A 23645-nucleotide genomic window follows, 5' to 3' on the forward strand; every position below is an offset into this window, starting at 1 on the left:
GAACGCAGGTCCTTGGGATGCTCTGCTGCAAGCGTACCCAACACAGGATCCGACAGTGACCAGCCCCCTACATAGCTTTCCTATTACCGTATATTACGAAGACACCGATATGGGCGGGATCGTTTATCACGCAAATTATCTGAAATACATAGAACGCGCCCGCAGCGCTTGGGTGCGCGACAAGGGCATTGATCAGAACGCCATGCGCGATTGCGACGGCCTCATATTTGCTGTGCGCCGGGTCGAGGCTGATTATCTTGGTCCCGCGCGGCTTGATGATCGGCTTACGGTTGAAACGCGCGCCGTTGCCGGAACTGGCGCGCGGTTGGTGATAGAGCAATCTGTGCTACGCGGCACCGATGTCATCTTTACCGCGCAGGTCACGATCGCTTGCCTGACCCTTGCGGGAAAGCCGGTCAAACTGCCTGCGCCTCTGCGTACGACCGGCTGAGCGCGCCCGCTCGACGCGTCACGGGCATTGTCCGACTACCCGTAAATACGGGCGTAACTGCGTTGAACCCACACCAAACTCGCGGATCACATCTGCCTCTGGTCGGTTGTCAGAGATAATCGCTATATCCCCATCATACCAATCCGCAGGGGTGGCCGCGCCGGTCCTGTCGCGCAGTTGCAGCGCCTTGGCCACACGCAGAACCTCGTCGGTATTCCGGCCAACAAATACAGGATACTCGAAAATCATCCGTATCCGTTGCGCCGGATCAATCAGAAAACTCTTGCGAATGGGCCATTCCGAGGATTCCTTTTCGTGGACCATGCCGAATATCCGCGCAAGTCGCATGCCGTGATCACAGGCACAGGGGAAATCGACTTTCACGTCGAACATATCCTCGATCTCTGCATGCCACGCTTGCTGTTCTGCGATCGAAGAGGCAGTCAGGGCTAGGTTCTTGATCCCACACGCAGTCCAGGATCTTGAATAGCTGGCCAGTGACGCGATCTCGGTGGTACAGACCGGCGTAAATGCGGCGGGATGGCTGAACAGATGCACCCAACTGCCCTCAGCCCAATCCCAAAAGCGCAAAGTCCCCTGTGTGGTCTCGACAGCAAAATCGGGAAACAGGTCTCCGATCTGCGGCAGCCACTTTACCGTTTTGCGCAACGAGCTGGGCAGTTTCAAAACCTCGTTTCCCGGCCCGCGTGGAGTAAAGAATTGTATGGTCATGCCAGCGCCCCATCGTCCTATGATTGAAAGTTGTTGATGCCTGCAACAGTGAGAGGATTGAAACCAAATGTGTTTAAAATCGGGCAAAGGCATTTAACGTTATGTCTTAACACAAAAATCGCCCATCGGTCGTAGATGCTTGTGTCTAAAAGGTGACTTTGATAGTACTCTTCTAAATGTCCTGAGTGCATGGGATTTTTGGTTCGGTCCCAATTCACCCCGCGCAGACGTCCTTGGTTTTCGCCTCGCGATATATTCATCTCCAGACATCGATGCGAGACAATATGCCACTAAGGGCCATGGTTCTTGAAGAGGACCGCGCAACCAAGCTTCTTGTGACAGAGCGCCTTGCCGAAGAGGGTTACGAAACGGTGCTGTGTCCGGATATTTCTGCTGTTTTGGACGCGGTAGAGCGCAACAACGTACACATCTGCGTGGTGGGGGCCCGTTATCGTGGCGTAGATGGCTATGATATCGTGCGCCAGTTACGCCACAAATCCGGTGCCGGGCTAATCTTGTTGGGCAATTCCGAAGACGAGATCGACGCCGTTCTTGCGCTGGAAATGGGGGCAGATGACTATATGGTCAAACCCGTGCGCCCCCGCGAACTTTGCGCCCGTGTGCGGGCTGTGGTGCGACGGATAGCGGCTGCGGCACCCGATGCCGATGGGGCCCGCCCAATGCCAAGCCCGTCGTTGCGTCGGGTAGGAAATGTGGAAATCTGCGGCGTGCGTCGCTCTGTTCGAATTGGCGGGCAGCCAATTGAATTGACCACATTCGAATTTGACGTGCTGATGGTGTTGGTGGCCCATACCAATGCGATCTTGTCGCGCGACCAGATTATCAAATCGGTACGCGGAGATCAGTGGTCGATCAGCGACCGTTCCGTGGATGGCATCATCAGCCGCTTGCGTCGCAAGTTGTTCGCGGGCGAGGAAGGAAACCGCCGCATCAAGACCGTTCATGGTCGAGGTTATATGCTCCTCGAAGCGCAAATGCTGGACGAAGTCTGACCCCGCCGCCACGTTCCGGCAAATATCCGCCCGATCCTGAGGCGAATTCCGCTGTAAACCAGCGCTGGCTTGCGGATGGTGTTGGCTTTCCCGTTTCAAATAGGATAGTTTGCTCTGCAATAAGGCCGGAGAACGGCCAGACACACAAAGAGCAGGCAAATGGAAGCAGAAACCCTGGCATTGGCACAGGAGATAGATTTCTCCATGTGGGCGCTTTTCGCACGCGCCACTCTCACCGTTAAACTGGTGATGTTCATGTTGATCGTGTCCTCGTTTTGGGCCTGGTCGATCATCATTCAAAAGATCATCATCTATCGCAAGGCACAGCTTGAGGCGGAAATCTTTGATCGCCGCTTTTGGTCCGGTGAGCCGCTCGATGGGTTGTTCGACGAAATCGGGCCAGAACCTGCGGGTCAATCCGAGCGGATTTTTGCCGCCGGCATGACAGAATGGCGGCGCAGCCATCGCAATGACGGCAATCTCATCGCCGGCGCTACGGCGCGGATCGACCGCAGTATGGACGTGGCCATCGCCAAAGAATCCGAGGGCCTTCAGAGTGGGCTTCAGGTGCTGGCGACAGTCGGCTCTACCGCGCCCTTCATTGGGCTTTTTGGCACCGTCTGGGGCATCATGCATGCCTTCGTCGAAATTGCCGAGCAGCAGAATACCAACCTTGCCGTTGTGGCACCCGGCATCGCCGAGGCGCTCTTGGCCACCGGCCTTGGCCTCATCGCGGCCATTCCGGCGGTTATCTTCTACAATAAGCTCAGCGCTGATGCCGACCGGATTGTAGCGGGATACGAGGCCTTTGCCGACGAGTTCGCGACCATTCTCAGCCGACAGTTGGACAGCTAGACCATGGGCGCGGGTGTCGTTCAGAAATCAGGCGATTCAGGGCGTCGGAGACGCGGGCGTGGCCGCTCGCGCCCGATGTCTGAGATCAACGTCACGCCCTTTGTGGACGTGATGTTGGTGCTTTTGATCATTTTCATGGTGGCCGCCCCCCTTATGGTGGTGGGCGTGCCGGTGGAATTGCCCAAAACCGCCGCCAATTCCCTTCCCAGCGAAGAAGAAGAGCCGCTGACCGTCACTGTCACCGCCGAGGGTATCGTGATGATCCAGACCTCTGAGGTGCCGCGCGAAGAACTGGTCGCCCGTCTGCGCGCCATTGCGACAGAACGCGAGAGTACCCGCGTGTTCCTGCGCGCCGATGGGTCAGTGCCTTATCAAGACGTGATGCAGGTCATGGGCGCACTCAACAACGGCGGCTTTGCGAATATTGGGCTGGTGACAGATGCTGGCGGTCCAGCACTTGACGGGCAGGGCGGCTAGGGGCGCATCTGGTGAACACCGGACAGATCATATCGGGCGCGGGCCATCTGGCATTTATCGGCTGGGCCCTGCTTGGGGGCGTCTTCCGCTCTGATCCACCCCCCTTCGAGGCGGTGGAGGCCACAACTATTTCCTCTGAGGAATTCGCGGCCCTGCTCGCACGCCAGAGCGCCCCCGAGGCTGTCGCCAATGTCGACACACCAGAGCCGCCCGCGCCCGGCGATTCTGCGCCGCCGCTTGCCTCTATCCCCGATACCCCGCCTGAGAGCACGCCGCCCCGGGCACAGGAAACCGCGCCCCCTGATCCCGCGCCAGATGTCTCGGAAATTACCCCGCCTGCGCCCGCCGAGGTGACGGATACTGCGCCGGTGCTTGAAACCCCGCAAGAGGATGTGGCGGTCGTGGTTCCGCAGGTTTCGCCCCGGCCCAAGCCGCGCCCCGCGCCCCGCGTTGCCCCCGAGGCCGTGGCACCGCCGGAACCGGATGTGCGCATTGATGAGGTGGCCCAGCCCGAGGTCGCGCCCGAGGAAGGTGCCGAAGTGCCGCAAGAGCCCGCCGAGGCTACGGCACAGGAAGAGGCGGCAACCGAGATCGTGACCGAGGCGGAAGAGTCGAAAGACGCCGCGCCCACGTCCTCTCTGCGACCCAAACCGCGCCCCGCGCGCCCGGTTGCTCAGGCCGAAGCACCAACGCCCACCGAAACTCCGGCGCCAGCTACCACCGAAACACCCAGACCCGCTGCGCCCGCGACCGATCAGAGCGCCGTCAACGATGCACTGGCCGCCGCCCTTGGTACCGGTCAGCAGACCGACACCGCCCCCAGCGGCCCGCCGCTCACGTCTGGCGAAAAGGATGCGCTGCGTGTCGCTGTGCAGCAATGCTGGAACGTAGGCTCGCTCAGCACCGAGGCGCTGGGCACTACGGTTGTGGTTTCGGTGCGCATGGGCGAGGATGGCAGGCCGGACAATGGTTCGATCCGCATGGACAGCTTTTCCGGCGGGGGCGATGCGGCAGCGCGTCAGGCTTTCGAGGCAGCACGCCGGGCGATCATCCGCTGCGGCGCCAATGGTTTCAACTTGCCGCCGGAAAAATACGACCAGTGGCGTGACATCGAAATGACATTCAATCCGGAGAGTATGAGGATCAAATGATGCGCTTTATGATGACCCTCCTTGCGGCCCTCACACTCTGGGCCATGCCCGTTCTGGCGCAGGGCAATGGCCCGCTTCGGATCGAGATCACTGAAGGTGTGATCGAACCGTTGCCCTTTGCCGTGCCCGATTTCGTCTCGGATAGTGCGGCGGGTCAGGAACTTGGCCGCAACATCGCCAGCGTGATCGCCGCCGATCTCAATGGCACAGGGCTCTTTCGCCAGATCCCAAGTTCCGCCCACATCAGCCGGATCACCAGCTTTGAAAGCCCGGTGCAATATGCCGACTGGCGCGCTATCAATGCACAGGCCCTGATTACAGGCGCGGTCAGCACGGATGGTGCCGGGCGCATCATCGCCAAATTCCGCATCTATGACGTGTTTTCCGGTCAGGAACTGGGCGCAGGTCAACAGCTTGTCGGAACACAGGACGGCTGGCGGCGTATTGCCCACAAGGTTGCCGATCAGGTCTATAGCCGTATCACCGGCGAAGGCGGCTATTTCGACAGCCGCGTTGTCTTTGTTGCCGAGAGCGGCCCCAAGGATCAGCGCGCCAAGCGGTTGGGCATCATGGACTATGATGGTGCCAATGTGCAGTATCTGACCGACAGCACCAGCATTGTTTTGGCACCCCGCTTTTCCCCCACCGGCGACCGGGTGCTTTACACCAGCTATGAAACTGGCTTTCCGCGCATCTATGTGCTCGACGTGGCCAATGTGGGGCGTCGCGAATTGCCCACACAGGACGCCACCATGAGCTTTGCGCCCCGCTTTGCCCCCAATGGGCGCACCGTGGTCTATTCGCTGACCCAAGGCGGCAATACCGATCTTTATACGATGGACATCGGCAGTGGTGCCAGTACCCGGCTAACCACCGCCCCCTCTATCGAAACCGCACCCAGCTATAGCCCCGATGGCAGCCAGATCGTGTTCGAGAGCGACCGCTCCGGAACACCGCAGCTTTACATCATGTCCGCAGGTGGCGGCGAGGCCCGGCGCATCAGCTTTGGCGAGGGGCGCTACGGCACGCCCGTCTGGTCGCCGCGCGGCGATCTTGTGGCCTTTACCAAACAGTCCAAGGGGCGCTTTCACATCGGCGTCATGCGCACCGATGGCAGCGAAGAGCGTCTCTTGACCGCCTCCTTCCTCGATGAAGGCCCAACATGGGCCCCCAATGGCCGCGTGATCATGTTCACCCGCGAAACCCAAGGCGAACAGGGTCAGGCCAGCCTCTATTCGGTGGACATCACCGGGCGTAATCTAAAACAGGTCCCGACCAATACCGGGGCCAGCGATCCTTCGTGGTCACCGCTTCAGAATTGAACCCACAAGGCCCGCGTTTCCTTGGGACGCGGGCTGTGATATGACAGGCCAAGGCAGAAACGAATGGGGCTAAAATGACCTATCTGAGCAAGACACTGATCCTCTGTGCAGGGCTGGCACTGGCCGCTTGTACCAATCCCAACCGATTTGACGACGGCAGCGCTGTCGATCTCAACAATGGCGCGAACTCCGGTGCGGGCTTTGCCGGCTCGGCGCAAGATCCCACCTCGCCGGCCTATTTCCAGCAGACGGTGGGGGATCGCGTGCTTTTTGCCGTCGATCAATCCACGCTCGGCTCAGACGCACAAGCCACGCTTGACGGTCAAGCCAACTGGCTGACCACCAACCGTGATTTCACTGCCGTGATCGAAGGCCACGCCGACGAACAAGGCACCCGCGAATACAACCTTGCCCTTGGTGCACGTCGCGCCAACGCGGTTCAGGAATATCTGATTGGTCGCGGTGTTTCCCCGAACCGCTTGCGCGTGGTCAGCTACGGCAAGGAACGCCCGATCGAGATTTGCAGCAACGAGGCGTGCTATGCCAAGAACCGGCGCGCGGTGACTGTGCTGGCCGCCGGTCTAGGCAGCTAACCTAGGAAGAGGGCCGCACCATGCGTCGTTTCGCGTTCATTCTGGCAGCAGGTCTTTTTGTTGCGCCGCAAACTGCTCCGGCGCAGACGGATCAGACGCTGGCCGACATCCGTCAGGAACTGTCGGTGCTTTTCGTCACTTTGCAGCATCTCAAGCGTGAACTCAGCACCACCGGTGCTGCGGGCCAACTGAGTGGCGGCGGGTCTCTGGTGGACCGCGTGAATGCGATTGAAAGCGAAGTGCAGCGCCTCACCTCCAAGACTGAAGAGCTGGAATTTCGCATTGATCGCGTGGTGTCCGATGGCACCAATCGCGTCGGCGATCTAGAATTCCGCCTCTGCGAACTGGAACCCAGCTGTGACATTGCCACGCTGGAACCCGGCAGCACGCTAGGCGGGGTCGATCCTGTGACGGCGGGTGGCGGGGCGGTTCCACTTCCGACCACCCCAGAGGTCAGCACCGGCGACAATCCGCAGCTTGCCATCGGTGAGCGAGACGATTTCGACCGCGCCGAAGCCGCCTTGCAGGCAGGCAATAACAGCGAGGCGGCGGCAGGTTTCGCCGCCTTCCTGTCGACCTATCCGGGCAGCCCGTTGTCTGGCCGCGCAGGTCTTTTGCGCGGTGAGGCGCTCGAGGCGGCTGGCCAACAGAGCGAGGCCGCGCGCGCCTATCTTGACAGTTTCAGCGCAGCCCCCGACGGGGCAGAGGCCCCAGAGGCGCTCTTTCGTCTTGGTCGTGCGCTGGGTCGTCTGGGCCAAACCCAAGAGGCCTGCGTGACTTTGGGCCAGGTCGAGGCCCGCTATCCCACTGCGGCGGCGGTCTCTTCGGCGCAATCCGAGATGGGCCGTCTGGGCTGTTCGTGATCCCGCCAGACGCGCCGTTACAAAGCAGCCTCGCGGCGCATTTCGCGGGGCATATCCCTACCCGGCTGGGCGTTGCCGTGTCCGGTGGCAGCGACTCGCTGGCGCTTTTGCACCTTCTTCACGGCTGGTCCCGGGCGGGTGGCCCCACGCCCGCCGCTGTCACCGTTGATCACGGGCTGCGCCCCTCCTCTGCGCAAGAAGCCGCGGACGTGGCACAGATCTGCGCCCGTCTGGCGATCCCGCACGACACCGTGCGTTGGCAAGGTTGGGATGGCTCCGGAAATCTTCCTGACCACGCCCGCCGGGCGCGCTATGCGCTCCTCACTGACTGGGCACGCGCCAATGACCTGCGTGATATTGCCATTGGCCATACCCAAGACGACGTCGCCGAAACATTTTTGATGCGTCTTGCACGCGGCGCGGGTGTGGATGGGCTTGCGGCGATGCGCCCGCGTTGGACGCAGTCGGGGGTGACCTTTCACCGCCCGCTACTCGACCTCTCCCGCGAGGCCCTTCGCGATCATCTGCGCACACTTGGTCAATCATGGATCGATGATCCAACCAACGATGATACCACCTACCTGCGCCCCCGCGCACGTCAGAGTCTAACGGCCCTCGCGCCCATGGGGCTTGGTGCCGCGACGCTGGCCGATGTGGCGCGCACCCTGTCCGGGGTTCGCACGGCGCTGGATCATGCCACTCTGACCGCCGCCCGCGCACTTCTTCAGGTGCAGTCTGGGGATATTCTCATCGACCACCCCGGATTTAATGATCTCCCTGAGGAAATCGCGCGCCGTCTCATGCAGGCGATGCTGCAATGGCTTGCGGGGGAGGAGTATCCGCCGCGCGGCACCGCTCTCGCGAGTTTTATCAAAGCCGCCCGTGATGGCCACACAATGCCCCTGCACGGCTGCCTTCTTCTGCCGCCCAAGAACGGCCAGCTTCGCCTCACGCGGGAATATGCCGCGGTCAAGGGACTGCGCGCGCCCGTAAACACCCTCTGGGACAATCGCTGGCAGGCGACCGGCCCCGCATCCCCCGGTGTCGAGATAGCCGCGCTTGGACCCAACGGACTGCAGGCTTGCCCGGATTGGCGCCTGAGTGGCCTGCCGCATGCCTCTGCGCTCTGCGCCCCTGGCCTCTGGCAAGGGGATACTCTGATCGCCGCCCCGCTCATGGGTCACCCGAATGGCTGGGCGCTGATCCTCAAGCCTGAGCAGGACAATCTGCTGATGTCCATATTATGTCATTGAAGATAGGGCCGTGATCTCTATTTATGATCCATGCGCCCTGTGCTAGACGCACGGGGATACGAATTTTGGGAGAGAACCCTTGGGTAACGCAAGAAATATCGCCTTCTGGCTGGTGCTGTTCCTTTTGATCCTCGCGCTGTTCAACCTGTTCAGCGGGTCGGGCAACACCCTCCAGAGCCGCGCAGTGCCATATTCCGAGTTTGTGGCGGCAGTGGACAGTGGCGGTGTGAGCCAGGTAACGCTGGATGGCGAGACTGTGCGCTATCGCGGCGCTGATGGGCAGGATTATGCAACGATCAAGCCCGAGGATGCAGAAATCACCCAACGTCTGATTGATGCGGGTATTCCGGTCAAGGCCGAGAGCCAGCAGCAATCCGGCTTTCAGACCTTCATTGTCTCGCTTCTGCCTTTCCTTCTGTTGATCGGCGTGTGGATCTATTTCATGAACCGCATGCAGGGCGGCGGCAAAGGTGGCGCGATGGGTTTTGGCAAGTCCAAAGCCAAAATGCTGACCGAAAAGCACGGCCGCGTCACATTTGACGATGTGGCAGGCATCGACGAGGCCAAGGAAGAGCTCGAGGAAATCGTGGAATTCCTGCGCAACCCGCAGAAATTCTCGCGGCTTGGCGGTAAAATCCCCAAGGGCGCGCTGCTTGTCGGCCCTCCGGGTACCGGTAAGACGCTGCTAGCCCGCGCCATTGCGGGTGAGGCGGGCGTTCCTTTCTTCACCATCTCTGGTTCTGACTTTGTGGAAATGTTCGTGGGTGTGGGTGCTTCCCGCGTGCGCGATATGTTTGAGCAAGCGAAGAAAAACGCGCCCTGTATCGTGTTTATCGACGAGATTGACGCGGTCGGCCGCCACCGTGGGGCGGGCTATGGCGGCGGCAATGACGAGCGCGAGCAGACGCTGAACCAACTGCTTGTTGAGATGGACGGGTTCGAGGCCAACGAAGGCGTGATCATCATCGCGGCTACCAACCGCAAGGATGTTCTTGACCCCGCACTTCTGCGCCCCGGTCGGTTTGACCGTCAGGTGACCGTGCCCAATCCCGATATCAAGGGCCGCGAGAAAATCCTTAACGTTCACGCCCGCAAGACACCGCCTGGCCCCGATGTGGACCTGCGCCTGATTGCGCGCGGCACGCCCGGTTTCTCTGGCGCGGACCTTGCCAACCTCGTCAACGAGGCGGCGCTGATGGCTGCGCGTGTCGGTCGACGTTTTGTGACTATGGTCGACTTCGAGAACGCCAAAGACAAGGTGATGATGGGGGCCGAGCGCCGTTCGATGGTGCTGACCGACGATCAAAAGGAAAAGACCGCCTATCACGAGGCCGGGCATGCGGTGGTGGGTCTTGCCCTGCCCAAATGTGACCCTGTCTACAAGGCTACGATCATTCCGCGCGGTGGTGCCCTCGGTATGGTTGTGAGCTTGCCCGAGATTGACCGGCTCAATTGGCACCGCTCTGAGTGCGAGGAAAAGCTGGCCATGACCATGGCGGGGAAAGCCGCCGAAATCCTCAAGTACGGCGAGGATAACGTGTCGAACGGCCCTGCTGGCGATATTCAACAGGCCAGTGGCCTTGCGCGCGCCATGGTGATGCGCTGGGGCATGTCCGACAAGGTTGGCAATATCGACTATGAGCAGGCGCACGAAGGCTATATGGGCAATGGTGCCGGTGGCTTCTCGATTTCCGCACATACCAAAGAGCTGATCGAGGAAGAGGTCAAACGCCTGATCGACGAGGCTTATATTCGGGCCAAGAAAATCCTGACTGATCGTCAGGAAGATTGGGAACGTCTGGCGCAGGGTCTCTTGGAATACGAGACACTGACCGGAGACGAGATCAAGCGCGTGATGCGGGGCGAACTTCCCTCGGCGAATGACGATGACGACGGCAGTGCCGAAGCCAGCAAGCCCTCTGTAACCGCAATCCCGAAAACCAAGCCCAAATCCACGCCCGGCGACGGCGGGCTGGAGCCAGAGCCCTCAACGTGAGCACGAATGCCGCGAAACAGGATTGGAATCCCGGAGCCTATGCAAGGTTCCGGGATCAACGCTTGCGGCCTGCCCTCGATCTTTTGAACGCCGTCGGTCAGATGGGCGCGGGCGATGTGGTGGACTTGGGATGCGGCAACGGCGTGATGATCGAAACCCTGCGTGCCCGCGCGGGCAATCGCGCGGTTGTGGGGGTCGATGCCAGCCCCGCCATGCTCGAAAAGGCACAAGGGACGGGTTATGACGCCCTCCAACAGGCCGATATCGCCGAGTGGCACCCGCGCCGCGCGCCGGGCCTGATCTATTCCAACGCGGCCCTGCATTGGGTTGGTAATCACGAAGCACTTATGCCCCGGCTCGTCCGCATGCTGGGCAAGGGCGGGACGCTGGCTGTGCAGATGCCGCACCAGAACAAGGCCCCCTCGCACCGTGTCTGGCTCTCGCTGGCAGAGGAACTCTTTGCCGGGCGGATCGAAAAGATGGGCACCCCCGGTGTGATGTCTCCGATCAAATACGAGGAACTTCTGGCGCCGCTCGGTCAATTCCGCCTCTGGGAAACGGATTATTATCAAAGGCTGACCGCCGAACCCGGGAGCCACCCGGTGCGCCGCTATACCGAAAGCACCTATGCCCGCCCGGTTCTGGCCGCGCTCGAGCCGGATGAAAAGGCCGATCTCATTCGTCGTTACGAAGAGGTGATGCATAGCGCCTACCCGGTTCGTGCCGATGGTACTGTGCTGTTCCCGTTCCGCCGCATGTTCTTTACCCTGACCGTCTGACTTGAATTTGAACGGCCCTGCGGGGCGAGTATTTTCCACCAAGAAGAAACGGGGCGCAAAGATCAATGCCCGCATTGATGCCAACCGAGTATGAGGGCCGAATCACTTGGCTGGGCCGAGTGGCGCAGCGCGATGCGTCTCTGGCAGCCGAACCGCTCGACGCGGTCGACGTGACCTTTGCCGGTGTCGCGGGCGAAGAGCACGCGGGCCTGACCCGCCCTTCATGTAGCCGCGTCATTTCCCAGCACCCCAGAGGCACCGAAATCCGCAATGCGCGGCAATTTTCCGTCCTTTCAGACGAAGAGCTGACAGCCATCGCCGCCACCATGGGCGTTGCACGGCTTGAACCAAGCTGGCTGGGTGCCTCGCTGGTGATCAGTGGCATTCCCGACCTCAGCCATTTACCTCCCTCATCGCGCCTGCAAGGGCCGGATGGGGTGACGCTGGTGATTGATATGGAAAATCGCCCCTGTCACCTGCCTGCCAAGGTGATCGAGACCCACGCCCCGGGCTTTGGTGCACGGTTCAAGCGCGCGGCTCTCGGGCGGCGCGGTGTCACCGCTTGGGTCGAACGTGAGGGGCGGCTGGCCTTGGGGCAAATGCTGCGCCTGCATATTCCCGATCAGCCGGTCTGGTCCGAACTCTCGCGTGTGCGCGCCACGTTGCTCTGACCCCCCCTTTCTCGGTTTCCGATCCGACACCGTCTGCGGTGATCCGCCGCAAGCACAGGCCCATGTGTCGGATTCGCATGCTGTGGGATGCCGAGAATTGGCTATCACCGTGGTCAGATCAAGCCCAACAGACGAGGGAAGGAAACGACTATGGGTTACAAGAGCGACATCGAGATTGCACGGGAGGCCAAGAAGCGACCGATCCAAGAGATCGGCGAAAAGCGGGGCATCTCGAACGACGATCTTCTGCCCTATGGCCATGACAAGGCAAAAGTCAGCCAGAAATTCATCGACTCCGTTCAGGGCAACAAGAACGGTAAGCTGATCCTCGTGACTGCGATCAACCCCACCCCTGCAGGCGAAGGCAAGACCACGACCACTGTTGGTCTTGGTGACGGCCTGAATCGCATCGGCAAGAAGGCCACCGTTTGCATCCGCGAGGCCAGCCTTGGGCCAAACTTTGGCATGAAGGGCGGCGCAGCCGGCGGCGGCTATGCACAGGTTGTCCCGATGGAGGACATGAACCTGCACTTCACCGGCGATTTCCACGCCATCACCAGCGCACACAGCCTGCTCAGCGCCATGCTCGACAACCACATCTATTGGGGTAACGAGCAGAACATCGACACCCGCCGCGTAGTGTGGCGTCGCGTGGTCGACATGAACGACCGCTCGCTGCGCCAGATCACCTCGTCGCTGGGCGGTGTTTCCAACGGCTTTGCGCGCGAAGATGGCTTTGACATCACTGTCGCGTCCGAGGTCATGGCAATCCTCTGCCTCTCCAAGAACCTTAAGGATCTTGAGGAGCGTCTGGGGTCTATGATCGTGGCCTATCGCCGCGACCGCAGCCCCGTCTTCTGCCGCGATATCAAGGCCGAAGGCGCGATGACTGTGCTTCTCAAAGATGCGATGCAGCCCAACCTTGTGCAAACGCTGGAAAACAACCCTGCCTTCGTGCATGGCGGACCCTTCGCCAATATCGCGCATGGCTGTAACTCGGTCATCGCGACCACGACCGCGCTCAAGATCAGCGACTATGTTGTGACCGAAGCGGGCTTTGGCGCTGACCTTGGTGCAGAAAAGTTCATGAATATCAAATGCCGCAAGGCGGGTCTTGCCCCCGATTGCGTGGTCATCGTGGCCACCGTGCGTGCGATGAAGATGAACGGCGGCGTCGCCAAGGCAGATTTGGGTGCCGAGAACGTTGATGCGGTCAAGGCGGGTTGCCCGAACCTTGGACGCCACATCGAGAACGTCAAATCCTTTGGCGTGCCGGTGGTTGTGGCGATCAACCATTTCGTCACCGATACGGAAGCAGAAATCGAAGCCGTCAAAACCTTTGTTGCCAATCATGGTGCCGAAGCCGTGCTGTCGCGCCATTGGGAACTGGGCTCCGAAGGCTCTGAGCCTCTGGCGCGCAAAGTGGTCGAAGTGGCCGAGGCCGGGAATGCCAATTTCGCGCCCCTCTATCCCGATGACATGCCGCTGTTCCAAAAGATCGAAACCATCGCCAAGCGCATCTATCGCGCTGACGAGGTGTTGGCCGATCAAAAGATCCGCAGCCAGCTCAAGGAATGGGAAGCGCAGGGTTATGGCCATCTGCCAGTTTGCATGGCCAAGACGCAGTATAGCTTTACCACCGATCCGAACCGTCGCGGTGCGCCCACCGGCCATTCCGTACCGGTCCGCGAAGTGCGTCTTTCGGCCGGTGCTGGCTTTGTCGTCGTCGTCTGTGGCGAGATCATGACAATGCCGGGTCTGCCCAGCAAACCTGCTGCCGAGACGATCCGTCTCAACGACGACGGCCAGATCGAAGGCCTGTTCTAAACCTTACCAAATAAGGCCGCCCAGAGTATCGCGCTCTGGGCGGCCTTGCGCGTTGCGCAGAACGATTTAAAGCACGATGAAAGGGCTGGGAATGACGGCTAAAGTGATCGACGGCAAAGCCTTTGCCGCAGAGGTGCGGACCAAGGTGGCCTCGCATGTGACGCGCCTGAAAGAGGAAAACGGCATCACGCCGGGCCTCGCGGTGGTGCTTGTGGGCGAAGACCCGGCCAGTCAGGTCTATGTCCGCTCCAAGGGCAAGCAGACCGTCGAAGTGGGCATGAATTCCTACGAGCACAAGCTGGATGTTGACACGTCAGAGGCTGATCTTCTGGCACTGATCGACCGTCTCAACAAAGACGCCACCGTGCACGGCATCCTCGTGCAATTGCCGCTGCCAAAGCATCTCGATTCCGATCTGGTGATCAACTCTATTGATCCGGCCAAGGATGTGGACGGTTTTCATATTTCCAACGTCGGCCTCTTGGGCACTGGCCAGAAATCCATGGTGCCGTGCACGCCCTTGGGCTGCCTGATGATGCTGCGCGACCATCACGGCTCGTTGGCGGGCATGGATGCTGTGGTGCTTGGCCGCTCGAACATCGTGGGCAAGCCAATGGCACAGCTTCTTTTGGGCGATAGCTGCACTGTCACGATTGCTCATAGCCGGACCAAGGATATCGCCGATGTCTGCCGTCGCGCCGATATCGTCGTGGCTGCCGTCGGTCGCCCTGAAATGGTGCCGGGCGACTGGATCAAGCCGGGGGCTACCGTGATCGACGTGGGCATCAACCGGATCGAACGGGACGGCAAGACTGTGTTGGTCGGCGACGTCGATTACGCCTCGGCCGCCGCTGTTGCCGGGGCGATCACCCCAGTGCCGGGCGGCGTCGGCCCGATGACCATCGCTTGCCTCTTGGCCAATACCCTCACCGCCTGCTGCCGCGCCAATGGTCTGGCCGAGCCAGAGGGCCTGACGGCCTGAACGATCAGCCCCGCCCACGTGGCGGGGCGCCTGCCCCAAGCCCACCAATCAGCGGGCAACCAAGTGTCTCGCGCAGGGCATCGACCAGTTCGTCGACTGTTTCGGTCGATACAAACACTCCCCCCGTCGCATCGGCCAGACATTTTGCGACGGTCTGCCCGTCATAGCCCTGCGCCTCGGGGCTGTTCCACGAGAACGGGTCATGCACAACGCGAAATCCGATCACATGTACCGTCAAATCGCGCGCCTCTGCGGTTAAGGCTGCCCCAAGCGCACAGGGCGTACCGCCGCAGGTCTCGTTGCCATCCGTAACCAAGACCACGATCCCGGGTTGTGTGCGATACTCTAACACCTCTGCCGCCGCCGCCACCGAGGCGGCAATCGGGGTCAGGCCGCCGGGCATCAGCGCGTCGACCGCCACCACCACCGCAGCCGCCGCATCCGGCATAGGGGCAAAGTGCCGGGTGATCCCCGAACAGGGATGACTACCCCCAGCCCCATAGGACAAGAGGCCAATCCGCCGATAGGGTGCAACGTCGGGCATCACGCGCCGCAGTGCCGCGCGCGCCTCGATGATCCGGGTTGCGGCAGTTGGATCATGTCCCACCTCGGCCATGGACCCAGACCCGTCAAATACCAGCATCGCATCAGCAGCACAGCCCGTGGCCGCCTGTGGCGTTGGGCCCGGCAGAACAGCGAGGGCTAGGCAGAGAGCAATCGCGCGCATCAGGGGCCTCCGGTCTCAGGATCGCGCCCTTAGCCTATCGCGGTCTCAGCATATGTCCAGAGAACTGACCCTGCCAAACTTGCGCAGCATGCACGGGCTTTCTCCGACCGGTCACACGACTTTCAGGCAGAAATGAAATTCGTTCATCGGTCGAAAGGTTTCGACCATTTTGTGAAGAGTAAGGTTGATGCCAAGTTCTGGAAACGTCTCGGTCAGTTCAACAAACTCTTGATCCGTCAGAATGTTGCAATGCACGTCGACATAGCTGGTGCGGGCCGTGTTCATCATCTTACGCGCATGTGCCAACGAGAACTGGCGCGCGACACCATGATTGGCGCCGTGCTGCCAGACCTGTCCTGCTTTGAACGGCCTGAAATGATAAAAATGGTCAAAAACCGTCTGTGCGTCCGGGCCGGCGATATCACGCGTCTCGCGGTCGATGAACTGGCCAAGTGTCGTTCTGGGGCGATCAATGTCATAAGTATAACGACTGTCGGGAAACGCCCCGGTGATGGCACCGCCCGGACCCATCTCAGCCGCAAGCTGACGGAAAAACCCAGGCAGATTGGCTATATGCTCATAAACATGGGACGCAAAGACAAAGCGCACCCCTGCGCCCGGAATTGCCTGCGGCAGGGTGATGTTCGTGAGCACATAATCGGCCTCAACCACCCGATCTGCGCGCCTCAGCGGGCTGCTTCTGTTAAGGCGTCTCAGCTCGTTTGTGGTGCTGACATCGGCGTAGCGCACATTCCAATCCGGTCTGGTCAGGAGGGGGCGACCAACTGGTCCGGTTTCGACCCCAAGCTCTGTCGAGCGAACACAGCCCGCGACAAAATCGAGGAGTCTGGTATTCCGCTGATCAAGCTACCCGGGCGACCGCCGACTGGCTCAGTGGCTTGTCTTTTCCTGCCTGCGCTGCGCTCAACGGATAGCGCAAAGTCTGGGTTATCGCGAGAATTTCCAGCGAGGCTATCGTGGTTTCGGGCGCGATGCGCCGCTCTTGTCAAGGACCTCGGCACCGTCTATACGCCCCCGGTGGCCTCGTAATGGGGTCCGACTTAACCCACACACGCCGCGTTCGGCCGCTCCCGTCGCTGGGGGCCGCATCCGGCAAGGAGATAGCGACATGAAACTGCATGAACTGCACGACAATCCCGGTGCCACCAAGCGCAAAAAGCGCGTTGGCCGTGGTCCGGGTTCCGGCATGGGTAAAACCGCTGGCCGGGGTATCAAGGGTCAGAAATCCCGTTCGGGTGTTTCGATCGGTGGCTACGAGGGTGGCCAGATGCCGCTCTATCAGCGTCTCCCCAAGCGCGGCTTCAACAAGCCGAACCGCAAATCTTTTGCTGTCATTAACCTTGGCCTGATCCAGAAATTCGTTGAGGCTGGCAAGATTGACGGCTCTGCGCCGATCACCGAAGAAACACTGGTGTCCTCGGGTCTCGTCCGTCGCAAACTTGATGGTATCCGCGTCCTGAACAAGGGTGACGTGACCGCCAAGTTGACCATTCAGGTCACAGGTGCCTCGCGCGCTGCGATTGAAGCGGTCGAAAAGGCCGGCGGCTCCCTCTCGGTCACAACCGCGCAAGCGGCTGAATAAGAGGTTGTGAGCGGCATCTGTGCCGCTTACATATAGCCCAAGTTTTCCTTTGACGCCGCCTGAGCTGGAAAACAGCCCAAGGCGGCGTTGTCAAATGAAAGAGACCCGCGAATGGTATCTGCAGCAGAGCAAATGGCGGCCAACACCAGCTGGTCCGCGCTGGGCAAAGCCACCGAACTGCGCAAACGAATCCTGTTCACCCTCGGCCTGCTGATCGTCTACCGGCTGGGTACCTTCATCCCGGTTCCGGGTATCGACGGTGTGGCGCTGCGCGAATTCATGGAGGGCGCGCAGGCCTCAATCGGTGGCATGCTCAGCATGTTTACCGGCGGCGCGCTCGGACGGATGGGCATCTTTGCTCTGGGCATCATGCCTTATATCTCTGCGTCGATCATTGTTCAGCTGATGACCGCAATGGTGCCTGCTCTTGAGCAACTCAAGAAAGAAGGCGAGCAGGGTCGCAAGAAGATCAACCAATATACCCGCTACGGTACGGTTGCGCTTGCAACGCTGCAATCCTACGGGCTTGCCGTATCGCTGCAGTCGGGCGATATGGTCTCCAATCCCGGCATGTTCTTTATCGCGTCCTGCATGATCACGCTGATCGGGGGTACCATGTTCCTGATGTGGCTGGGCGAGCAGATTACCGCGCGCGGCGTGGGCAACGGCATCTCGCTGATCATCTTTGTCGGTATCATCGCCGAAGTTCCCGCGGCCCTGGCACAGTTTTTCGCATCGGGCCGGTCTGGTGCGGTCAGCCCTGCGGTGATCGTGGGTGTCATGCTGATGGTCGTGGCCGTGATCGCCTTTGTGGTCTTCATGGAACGCTCTTTGCGCAAGATCCACATTCAATATCCCCGCCGTCAGGTCGGTATGAAGATCTATGATGGCGGCTCGTCGCACCTGCCGGTCAAGGTCAACCCGGCGGGCGTGATTCCGGCGATCTTTGCCTCGTCTCTTCTTCTTCTTCCGGCCACGATCACGACGTTCTCCGGAAATACCACCAATCCGGTTCTCTCGACCGTGATGGCCTATTTCGGCCCCGGACAGCCGCTCTATCTGCTGTTCTTCACGATCATGATCGTGTTCTTTGCCTATTTCTACACCTTCAACGTTGCGTTCAAAACCGATGACGTGGCCGAGAACCTCAAGAACCAGAATGGCTTTATTCCCGGTATTCGTCCGGGCAAACGGACGGCGGAATATCTTGATTTCGTTGTGAACCGTGTGCTGGTCATCGGCTCTGCCTATCTCGCTGCGGTTTGCCTTCTGCCAGAGATCCTGCGCAACCAGTTCGCCATTCCCTTCTACTTTGGCGGCACCTCGGTTCTGATCGTCGTATCCGTGACGATGGATACTATTCAGCAGGTTCAGTCGCATCTTCTGGCCCATCAATACGAGGGCTTGATTGAGAAATCCCAACTGAGCGGCAAGGGCAAGAAACGCAGCCGCAGAAAGGCACCGGCGCGGCGATGAATATCATCCTTCTCGGACCGCCGGGCGCAGGCAAGGGCACGCAAGCGCATTATCTTGTCGAAAGCCGGGATATGATCCAGCTCTCCACCGGCGACATGTTGCGCGCCGCCAAGGACAGCGGCTCTGAGATGGGGCGCATCGTCGCAGATGTCATGGCGCGCGGCGATCTTGTGACCGATGAAATCGTGATCGGCCTGATACGCGAGCAGTTGCAAGGCGCGCGCAAAGGCGGCTTCATCTTTGACGGCTTCCCACGCACTCTGGCGCAGGCGGATGCCTTGGCCGATCTGCTCGAAGAAACCGGCGAGACCTTGGAGGCCGTGATCGAATTGCGCGTCGATGACGAAGCGCTCGTTCAGCGCATCACGGCCCGTTCAACCTGTGGTGGGTGCGGCGAGGTCTATAACGATATCACCAAGCCGTGGCCTGCGGATGGCAAATGCGCAAAGTGTGGCTCTACAGATGTCAAACGCCGTGCGGATGACAACGAAGACGCGCTGCGGAATCGTCTGATGGAATATTACAAGAAAACCTCGCCGCTGCTTGGCTATTACTATGCCCATGGTCAACTGACCTCGGTCGATGGTCTGGCTGAGATTGACGCGGTGCAGGCTGAGATTGCAGAAGCGCTTGACAAATAGCGATTGATAGGGGTTCGGGGCCTTGACGCCCCGACCATTTCCCCATAACCAGCCCTATCTCGAACACGAGATTGATTCTGGTTCCGGGTCGCACCCGGTATGCGAATCACTCATTTGGAATCAGCCGCGGCCCGGTGCGTGATCGCTTCGGGCTTACGTTGTGAAAAAAGGTTCTGGTGCTACGGAACCGCAACGAAAAAGGAAGCTACACTTGGCACGTATCGCCGGCGTCAACATCCCGACCAACAAACGGGTTCCCATCGCCCTTACCTACATCACCGGAATCGGCCATGCCTCGGCCAAATCCATCTGCGAAGCGCTCAGCATCGACGTTTCGCGTCGCGTAAACGAGCTTTCGGATGCCGAGGCTCTGGCCCTGCGCGAACATATCGACGCGAATTACACTGTCGAAGGCGACCTGCGCCGCGACACCCAGATGAACATCAAGCGTTTGATGGATCTTGGCTGCTACCGCGGCCTGCGTCACCGTCGCAATCTGCCGGTGCGTGGTCAGCGGACCCACACCAACGCCCGCACCCGCAAGGGCCCGGCAAAAGCCATTGCCGGCAAGAAGAAATAAGGGAGGGCAGCAGATATGGCACGCGATACCAAACGCACCAAGAAAAAGGTTTCCAAGAACATCGCCACGGGCGTTGCTCACGTGAACTCTTCCTTCAACAATACCAAGATCCTGATCTCGGACGTGCAGGGCAATGCCATCGCATGGTCCTCGGCTGGGACCATGGGCTTCAAAGGCTCGCGCAAATCCACGCCCTACGCGGCGCAGATGGCCGCTGAGGATGCTGGCCGCAAGGCACAGGAACACGGCATGCGCTCGCTTGACGTCGAAGTTCAGGGGCCGGGTTCGGGCCGTGAATCGGCGCTGCGCGCTTTGGCGGCTGTCGGCTTTAACATCACGTCGATCCGTGATGTGACACCGATGGCGCACAACGGCTGCCGCCCACCGAAGCGCCGCCGGGTCTGATCCGATACATCTCTTGGTGTGGCCGCGCCTTGGCGCGGTCCCGCTTTCGTCATTTTACATCCTCGGGCGCTCTGAACCTTTGGACATGGGAACAGGGCAAGAATGGAGGGACGCATGATCCACAAGAATTGGGCTGAATTGATCAAGCCGACACAGCTTGAAGTAAAACCCGGCAATGACCCGCTGCGTCAGGCGGTTCTGATCGCCGAGCCGCTCGAGCGCGGCTTTGGTCTCACGCTGGGTAACGCGCTGCGCCGCGTTCTTCTGTCTTCGCTGCAAGGGGCGGCCATCACCGCCGTGCAGATCGACAATGTGCTGCACGAGTTCTCCTCGGTGGCCGGTGTCCGCGAAGACGTGACCGACATCGTTCTCAACCTCAAGGGTGTTGCGATCCGCATGGAAGTCGAAGGGCCCAAGCGTCTTTCGGTCAATGCCAAGGGTCCGGGCGTTGTCACTGCCGGTGACATCTCTGACAGCGCGGGTATCGAGATTCTCAACAAGGATCATGTGATCTGCCACCTCGACGAAGGCGCTGACCTCTTCATGGAACTGACCGTGAATCAGGGTAAGGGCTATGTGTCGGCTGACAAGAATAAGCCTGAAGATGCGCCTATCGGCCTTATTCCGATCGACGCCATCTATTCGCCGATCTCGCGCGTCAGCTACGAGGTTCAACCGACCCGCGAAGGTCAGGTTCTGGACTATGATAAGCTGACGATGAAAATCGAAACTGACGGATCGATCACCCCGGATGATGCCGTGGCCTATGCCGCGCGCATCCTGCAGGATCAACTGTCGATCTTCGTGAACTTCGACGAACCCGAGTCGGCCAGCCGTCAGGATGACGATGACGGTCTCGAATTCAACCCGCTCCTGCTCAAGAAAGTGGACGAGTTGGAATTGTCGGTCCGTTCTGCCAACTGCCTCAAGAACGACAACATCGTTTACATCGGCGATCTGATCCAAAAGACCGAAGCCGAGATGCTGCGCACGCCGAACTTTGGCCGCAAGTCGCTCAACGAGATCAAGGAAGTGCTCTCGGGCATGGGCCTGCACCTTGGCATGGATGTCGAGGATTGGCCGCCAGACAATATCGAGGACCTCGCCAAGAAGTTCGAAGACGCGTTCTGATATACGCGTGCGATACACCCACCCTACGGAGAGCTTCGTAGGGTGGGGTAATGCCCGGAATGCCGGGGAAAATACGGGCCAATGCCCCAAGGAGAGCGGCTGACACGCATCAGACCGCCGGACAAAGCAAAACACGCTAAGGAGATAGAAAATGCGTCACGCAAGAGGCTACCGCCGCCTGAACCGCACCCATGAGCACCGCAAGGCGCTGTGGGCGAATATGGCTGGCTCGCTCATCGAACATGAGCAGATCAAGACCACCCTGCCCAAGGCCAAGGAACTGCGCCCGATCATCGAAAAGCTGATCACTTTGGGCAAGCGTGGCGACCTGCACGCCCGCCGTCAGGCCGCAAGCCAACTCAAGCAAGACGCTTATGTGGCCAAGCTGTTCGACATTCTCGGACCCCGCTACAAGGACCGTCAGGGCGGTTACGTCCGTGTGCTCAAGGCCGGCTTCCGTTATGGTGACATGGCACCGATGGCGATCATCGAATTCGTGGACCGTGACGTTGATGCCAAAGGTGCATCGGACAAGGCCCGCAATGCGGCCTTTGAGATGGCAGACGACGAATAAGATCATAACCATTTCAGATGGTTACAGATTAACCCCCGCCCTCACCGGCGGGGGTTTTGCATGTTTGGCATCGGGAACATACCACCACTAGGCGCCGCAAAGCCTTGCATTGCCGCGTCACTCCCAGCATATCTCAAAGGCCAAGAAAATCCTTGGGGAGCCTGTCATGTTCCGCTTTCTCTGCCTTGTTCTGTTGGCCCTTCCCGGCCTGCCGCGCGCCGAAACCCGCGTGCCAACCTCGCAGGTTGAAATCCAGCTCGGCTTTGCTCCGGTGGTGCAAGAGGCCGCTCCGGCGGTGGTAAATATCTATGCCAGTCGCATCGTCGAGGCACGCCGCAGCCCATTTCGTGGAGATCCGTTTTTTGAGCGCTTCTTCAACGATTTCGGCAGCACCCGCCCACGTGTGCAAAATTCCTTGGGCTCTGGCGTGATCCTCTCGGCGGATGGTATCGTCGTATCAAACTATCATGTTGTGGGTGAGGCTACGGATATCCGCGTGGTATTGAACGACCGCCGTGAATATGCCGCCCGCGTCCTTTTGGCCGATGAAGAGGCGGATTTGGCGCTATTGCAGGTCGAGAATGCCCCAAGTCTGCCTGCCCTGACCCTGCGCGACAGTGACACCGTTCAAGTGGGCGAATTGGTATTGGCCATCGGCAACCCGTTTGGTGTGGGCCAGACCGTTTCAAGCGGCATAGTCTCGGGTCTTGCGCGGTCGGGCACGGCTACGGGCAATGCGCGCGGCTACTTCATCCAGACTGACGCGCCGATCAATCCGGGTAATTCCGGCGGGGCGCTGGTCGATGTGAACGGCGACCTTATCGGCATCAACACGGCGATCCTGTCGCGCTCAGGCGGTTCGAACGGCATCGGCTTCGCAATCCCCGCCGGCCTTGTGGCGCAATTCGTGGCACAGGCACGCGCGGGCAAAACGGAATTCGAGCGGCCTTGGGCCGGTCTGGGGGGCCAGCCCGTGACGCCCGACATGGCCGAGGGGCTGGGTATCGCCCGCCCCGATGGTGTCGTGATTTCCGAGGTACATCCCCAAAGCAGCTTTGCCGCTGATATTCGCCCCGGCGATGTCATCACCCGTGTCGGTGGCCAACCCGTCAACAGTCCGGCCGAGGTGATCTATCGCATGTCAGTCGCTGGTATTGGGTCAACGACCAGTATTACTCGCCTGCGTGGGGGGACAGAGCAGGAAATCGAGATTGCGATGATCGCCGCGCCCGACAGCCCGCCGCGCGACCCTTTGGAAACTGGTCCGCGCGCCGCAATCCCGCAACTGACCCTTGTGACAATCAATCCGGTCGTGATTGATCAATATCGGCTGCTGCTGATGTCAGAGGGCGCATTGGTGGAAGATCCTGGCCCATTTGGTGCGCGGGCCGGATTGCGGCCAGGCGACATTCTCCGCGCGGTCAACGGCGTGCCCATCGGCACCAGCCGTGCCGCAAAGGACGCGCTGGAAGAGGTGATGACCACCCTTAGCCTCGATGTCTTGCGGGATGGGCGGCGCATGGCGCTGCGGTTTAGGATCTAA

The 23645-nt window shown here is 60.1% G+C and carries 25 protein-coding genes; 22 read left to right on the top strand and 3 right to left on the bottom strand.

Features of this window, described 5'->3' with window-relative positions; translation table 11 throughout:
- The first annotated feature begins 55 nt into the window (after positions 1-55).
- Entirely contained in the window at positions 56-451 is a 396-nt protein-coding gene (gene ybgC, locus ACLGGT_RS07160; RefSeq protein ID WP_081507203.1) for a tol-pal system-associated acyl-CoA thioesterase, read from the top strand.
- 18 nt (positions 452-469) lie between these two features.
- On the opposite strand, the gene ACLGGT_RS07165 is transcribed toward ybgC, so the two are convergent.
- Positions 470-1183, bottom strand: coding sequence for a redoxin domain-containing protein (locus tag ACLGGT_RS07165; protein WP_008281184.1), 714 nt, complete (start codon positions 1181-1183; stop codon positions 470-472).
- A gap of 299 nt (positions 1184-1482) precedes the next feature.
- On the opposite strand from ACLGGT_RS07165, the gene ACLGGT_RS07170 reads away from it, so the two are divergent.
- The 13 genes from ACLGGT_RS07170 (at position 1483) to folD (ending at position 14965) form a co-directional block, all read left to right on the top strand.
- Positions 1483-2196 (top strand): response regulator transcription factor, encoded by a 714-nt coding sequence (locus ACLGGT_RS07170; protein WP_151977624.1) that lies wholly within the window; start codon positions 1483-1485, stop codon positions 2194-2196.
- Positions 2197-2355: 159 nt separating this feature from the next.
- On the top strand, positions 2356-3051 hold the full coding sequence (tolQ, locus tag ACLGGT_RS07175; RefSeq protein WP_008281186.1) for a protein TolQ: 696 nt from the start codon (positions 2356-2358) through the stop codon (positions 3049-3051).
- A 3-nt stretch (positions 3052-3054) separates the two neighbouring features.
- On the top strand, positions 3055-3528 hold the full coding sequence (tolR, locus tag ACLGGT_RS07180) for a protein TolR (protein WP_008281187.1): 474 nt from the start codon (positions 3055-3057) through the stop codon (positions 3526-3528).
- A gap of 11 nt (positions 3529-3539) precedes the next feature.
- Positions 3540-4679, top strand: coding sequence for an energy transducer TonB (locus tag ACLGGT_RS07185; protein ID WP_437195458.1), 1140 nt, complete (start codon positions 3540-3542; stop codon positions 4677-4679).
- 8 nt (positions 4680-4687) lie between these two features.
- Positions 4688-6001, top strand: coding sequence for a Tol-Pal system beta propeller repeat protein TolB (tolB, locus tag ACLGGT_RS07190; protein WP_420541231.1), 1314 nt, complete (start codon positions 4688-4690; stop codon positions 5999-6001).
- A gap of 74 nt (positions 6002-6075) precedes the next feature.
- A complete protein-coding gene (gene pal / locus ACLGGT_RS07195; protein WP_008281190.1) occupies positions 6076-6594 on the top strand; it encodes a peptidoglycan-associated lipoprotein Pal in 519 nt (172 codons plus the stop codon).
- A 20-nt stretch (positions 6595-6614) separates the two neighbouring features.
- On the top strand, positions 6615-7457 hold the full coding sequence (gene ybgF / locus ACLGGT_RS07200) for a tol-pal system protein YbgF (RefSeq protein WP_151977630.1): 843 nt from the start codon (positions 6615-6617) through the stop codon (positions 7455-7457).
- Positions 7454-8710, top strand: coding sequence for a tRNA lysidine(34) synthetase TilS (gene tilS, locus ACLGGT_RS07205; RefSeq protein WP_437195461.1), 1257 nt, complete (start codon positions 7454-7456; stop codon positions 8708-8710). Before ybgF ends, tilS begins: the two co-directional genes overlap by 4 nt.
- A gap of 79 nt (positions 8711-8789) precedes the next feature.
- Complete coding sequence (ftsH, locus tag ACLGGT_RS07210; protein WP_437195463.1) at positions 8790-10706, top strand: ATP-dependent zinc metalloprotease FtsH; 1917 nt, start codon at positions 8790-8792, stop codon at positions 10704-10706.
- A 62-nt stretch (positions 10707-10768) separates the two neighbouring features.
- Positions 10769-11485 (top strand): methyltransferase domain-containing protein, encoded by a 717-nt coding sequence (locus ACLGGT_RS07215; protein ID WP_232279207.1) that lies wholly within the window; start codon positions 10769-10771, stop codon positions 11483-11485.
- Between the two features lie 65 nt (positions 11486-11550).
- On the top strand, positions 11551-12156 hold the full coding sequence (locus ACLGGT_RS07220) for an MOSC domain-containing protein (RefSeq protein WP_008281197.1): 606 nt from the start codon (positions 11551-11553) through the stop codon (positions 12154-12156).
- A gap of 150 nt (positions 12157-12306) precedes the next feature.
- On the top strand, positions 12307-13983 hold the full coding sequence (locus ACLGGT_RS07225) for a formate--tetrahydrofolate ligase (protein ID WP_008281198.1): 1677 nt from the start codon (positions 12307-12309) through the stop codon (positions 13981-13983).
- Between the two features lie 91 nt (positions 13984-14074).
- Positions 14075-14965: a bifunctional methylenetetrahydrofolate dehydrogenase/methenyltetrahydrofolate cyclohydrolase FolD gene (gene folD / locus ACLGGT_RS07230; RefSeq protein ID WP_037297817.1), complete on the top strand. Its 891-nt coding sequence runs from the start codon at positions 14075-14077 to the stop codon at positions 14963-14965.
- A gap of 4 nt (positions 14966-14969) precedes the next feature.
- On the opposite strand, the gene ACLGGT_RS07235 is transcribed toward folD, so the two are convergent.
- Positions 14970-15692: a vWA domain-containing protein gene (locus tag ACLGGT_RS07235; protein WP_198385600.1), complete on the bottom strand. Its 723-nt coding sequence runs from the start codon at positions 15690-15692 to the stop codon at positions 14970-14972.
- A 111-nt stretch (positions 15693-15803) separates the two neighbouring features.
- Positions 15804-16442 (bottom strand): hypothetical protein, encoded by a 639-nt coding sequence (locus ACLGGT_RS07240; RefSeq protein WP_437195467.1) that lies wholly within the window; start codon positions 16440-16442, stop codon positions 15804-15806.
- Positions 16443-16821: 379 nt separating this feature from the next.
- On the opposite strand from ACLGGT_RS07240, the gene rplO reads away from it, so the two are divergent.
- From rplO to ACLGGT_RS07280, 8 genes are all read left to right on the top strand, one after another.
- Positions 16822-17295, top strand: coding sequence for a 50S ribosomal protein L15 (gene rplO / locus ACLGGT_RS07245; protein WP_008281202.1), 474 nt, complete (start codon positions 16822-16824; stop codon positions 17293-17295).
- Between the two features lie 111 nt (positions 17296-17406).
- Positions 17407-18771 (top strand): preprotein translocase subunit SecY, encoded by a 1365-nt coding sequence (gene secY / locus ACLGGT_RS07250; RefSeq protein WP_037297822.1) that lies wholly within the window; start codon positions 17407-17409, stop codon positions 18769-18771.
- Complete coding sequence (locus ACLGGT_RS07255) at positions 18768-19412, top strand: adenylate kinase (RefSeq protein WP_081507195.1); 645 nt, start codon at positions 18768-18770, stop codon at positions 19410-19412. Before secY ends, ACLGGT_RS07255 begins: the two co-directional genes overlap by 4 nt.
- Before the next feature lie 211 nt (positions 19413-19623).
- On the top strand, positions 19624-19992 hold the full coding sequence (rpsM, locus tag ACLGGT_RS07260) for a 30S ribosomal protein S13 (protein ID WP_008281205.1): 369 nt from the start codon (positions 19624-19626) through the stop codon (positions 19990-19992).
- A 15-nt stretch (positions 19993-20007) separates the two neighbouring features.
- Positions 20008-20397 (top strand): 30S ribosomal protein S11, encoded by a 390-nt coding sequence (rpsK, locus tag ACLGGT_RS07265; protein ID WP_008281206.1) that lies wholly within the window; start codon positions 20008-20010, stop codon positions 20395-20397.
- A 114-nt stretch (positions 20398-20511) separates the two neighbouring features.
- Positions 20512-21528 carry a DNA-directed RNA polymerase subunit alpha gene (locus ACLGGT_RS07270; protein ID WP_008281207.1) on the top strand — a complete coding sequence of 339 codons (1017 nt, stop codon included), beginning with the start codon at positions 20512-20514 and terminating at the stop codon, positions 21526-21528.
- 151 nt (positions 21529-21679) lie between these two features.
- Positions 21680-22102 carry a 50S ribosomal protein L17 gene (gene rplQ / locus ACLGGT_RS07275; RefSeq protein ID WP_008281208.1) on the top strand — a complete coding sequence of 141 codons (423 nt, stop codon included), beginning with the start codon at positions 21680-21682 and terminating at the stop codon, positions 22100-22102.
- Between the two features lie 166 nt (positions 22103-22268).
- Positions 22269-23645, top strand: a complete 1377-nt coding sequence (locus ACLGGT_RS07280) for a trypsin-like peptidase domain-containing protein (RefSeq protein WP_437195471.1) — start codon at positions 22269-22271, stop codon at positions 23643-23645.

Source organism: Roseovarius sp. MS2 (assembly GCF_051447875.1).
GTDB classification, from domain to species: domain Bacteria; phylum Pseudomonadota; class Alphaproteobacteria; order Rhodobacterales; family Rhodobacteraceae; genus Roseovarius; species Roseovarius mucosus_A.

What these genes read in the sequence shown, in the direction of transcription:
- secY (WP_037297822.1), top strand. Translation starts at nt 17,407, where the DNA reads ATGGTATCTGCAGCAGAGCAAATGGCGGCCAACACCAGCTGGTCCGCG.
- tolQ (WP_008281186.1), top strand. Translation starts at nt 2,356, where the DNA reads ATGGAAGCAGAAACCCTGGCATTGGCACAGGAGATAGATTTCTCCATG.
- ACLGGT_RS07220 (WP_008281197.1), top strand. Translation starts at nt 11,551, where the DNA reads ATGCCCGCATTGATGCCAACCGAGTATGAGGGCCGAATCACTTGGCTG.
- ACLGGT_RS07165 (WP_008281184.1), bottom strand. Translation starts at nt 1,183, where the DNA reads ATGACCATACAATTCTTTACTCCACGCGGGCCGGGAAACGAGGTTTTG.
- ACLGGT_RS07255 (WP_081507195.1), top strand. Translation starts at nt 18,768, where the DNA reads ATGAATATCATCCTTCTCGGACCGCCGGGCGCAGGCAAGGGCACGCAA.
- ACLGGT_RS07280 (WP_437195471.1), top strand. Translation starts at nt 22,269, where the DNA reads ATGTTCCGCTTTCTCTGCCTTGTTCTGTTGGCCCTTCCCGGCCTGCCG.
- ACLGGT_RS07270 (WP_008281207.1), top strand. Translation starts at nt 20,512, where the DNA reads ATGATCCACAAGAATTGGGCTGAATTGATCAAGCCGACACAGCTTGAA.
- tolB (WP_420541231.1), top strand. Translation starts at nt 4,688, where the DNA reads ATGATGACCCTCCTTGCGGCCCTCACACTCTGGGCCATGCCCGTTCTG.
- pal (WP_008281190.1), top strand. Translation starts at nt 6,076, where the DNA reads ATGACCTATCTGAGCAAGACACTGATCCTCTGTGCAGGGCTGGCACTG.
- rplQ (WP_008281208.1), top strand. Translation starts at nt 21,680, where the DNA reads ATGCGTCACGCAAGAGGCTACCGCCGCCTGAACCGCACCCATGAGCAC.
- rplO (WP_008281202.1), top strand. Translation starts at nt 16,822, where the DNA reads ATGAAACTGCATGAACTGCACGACAATCCCGGTGCCACCAAGCGCAAA.
- rpsK (WP_008281206.1), top strand. Translation starts at nt 20,008, where the DNA reads ATGGCACGCGATACCAAACGCACCAAGAAAAAGGTTTCCAAGAACATC.
- tolR (WP_008281187.1), top strand. Translation starts at nt 3,055, where the DNA reads ATGGGCGCGGGTGTCGTTCAGAAATCAGGCGATTCAGGGCGTCGGAGA.
- ybgF (WP_151977630.1), top strand. Translation starts at nt 6,615, where the DNA reads ATGCGTCGTTTCGCGTTCATTCTGGCAGCAGGTCTTTTTGTTGCGCCG.
- ACLGGT_RS07235 (WP_198385600.1), bottom strand. Translation starts at nt 15,692, where the DNA reads ATGCGCGCGATTGCTCTCTGCCTAGCCCTCGCTGTTCTGCCGGGCCCA.
- folD (WP_037297817.1), top strand. Translation starts at nt 14,075, where the DNA reads ATGACGGCTAAAGTGATCGACGGCAAAGCCTTTGCCGCAGAGGTGCGG.
- ACLGGT_RS07170 (WP_151977624.1), top strand. Translation starts at nt 1,483, where the DNA reads ATGGTTCTTGAAGAGGACCGCGCAACCAAGCTTCTTGTGACAGAGCGC.
- ACLGGT_RS07225 (WP_008281198.1), top strand. Translation starts at nt 12,307, where the DNA reads ATGGGTTACAAGAGCGACATCGAGATTGCACGGGAGGCCAAGAAGCGA.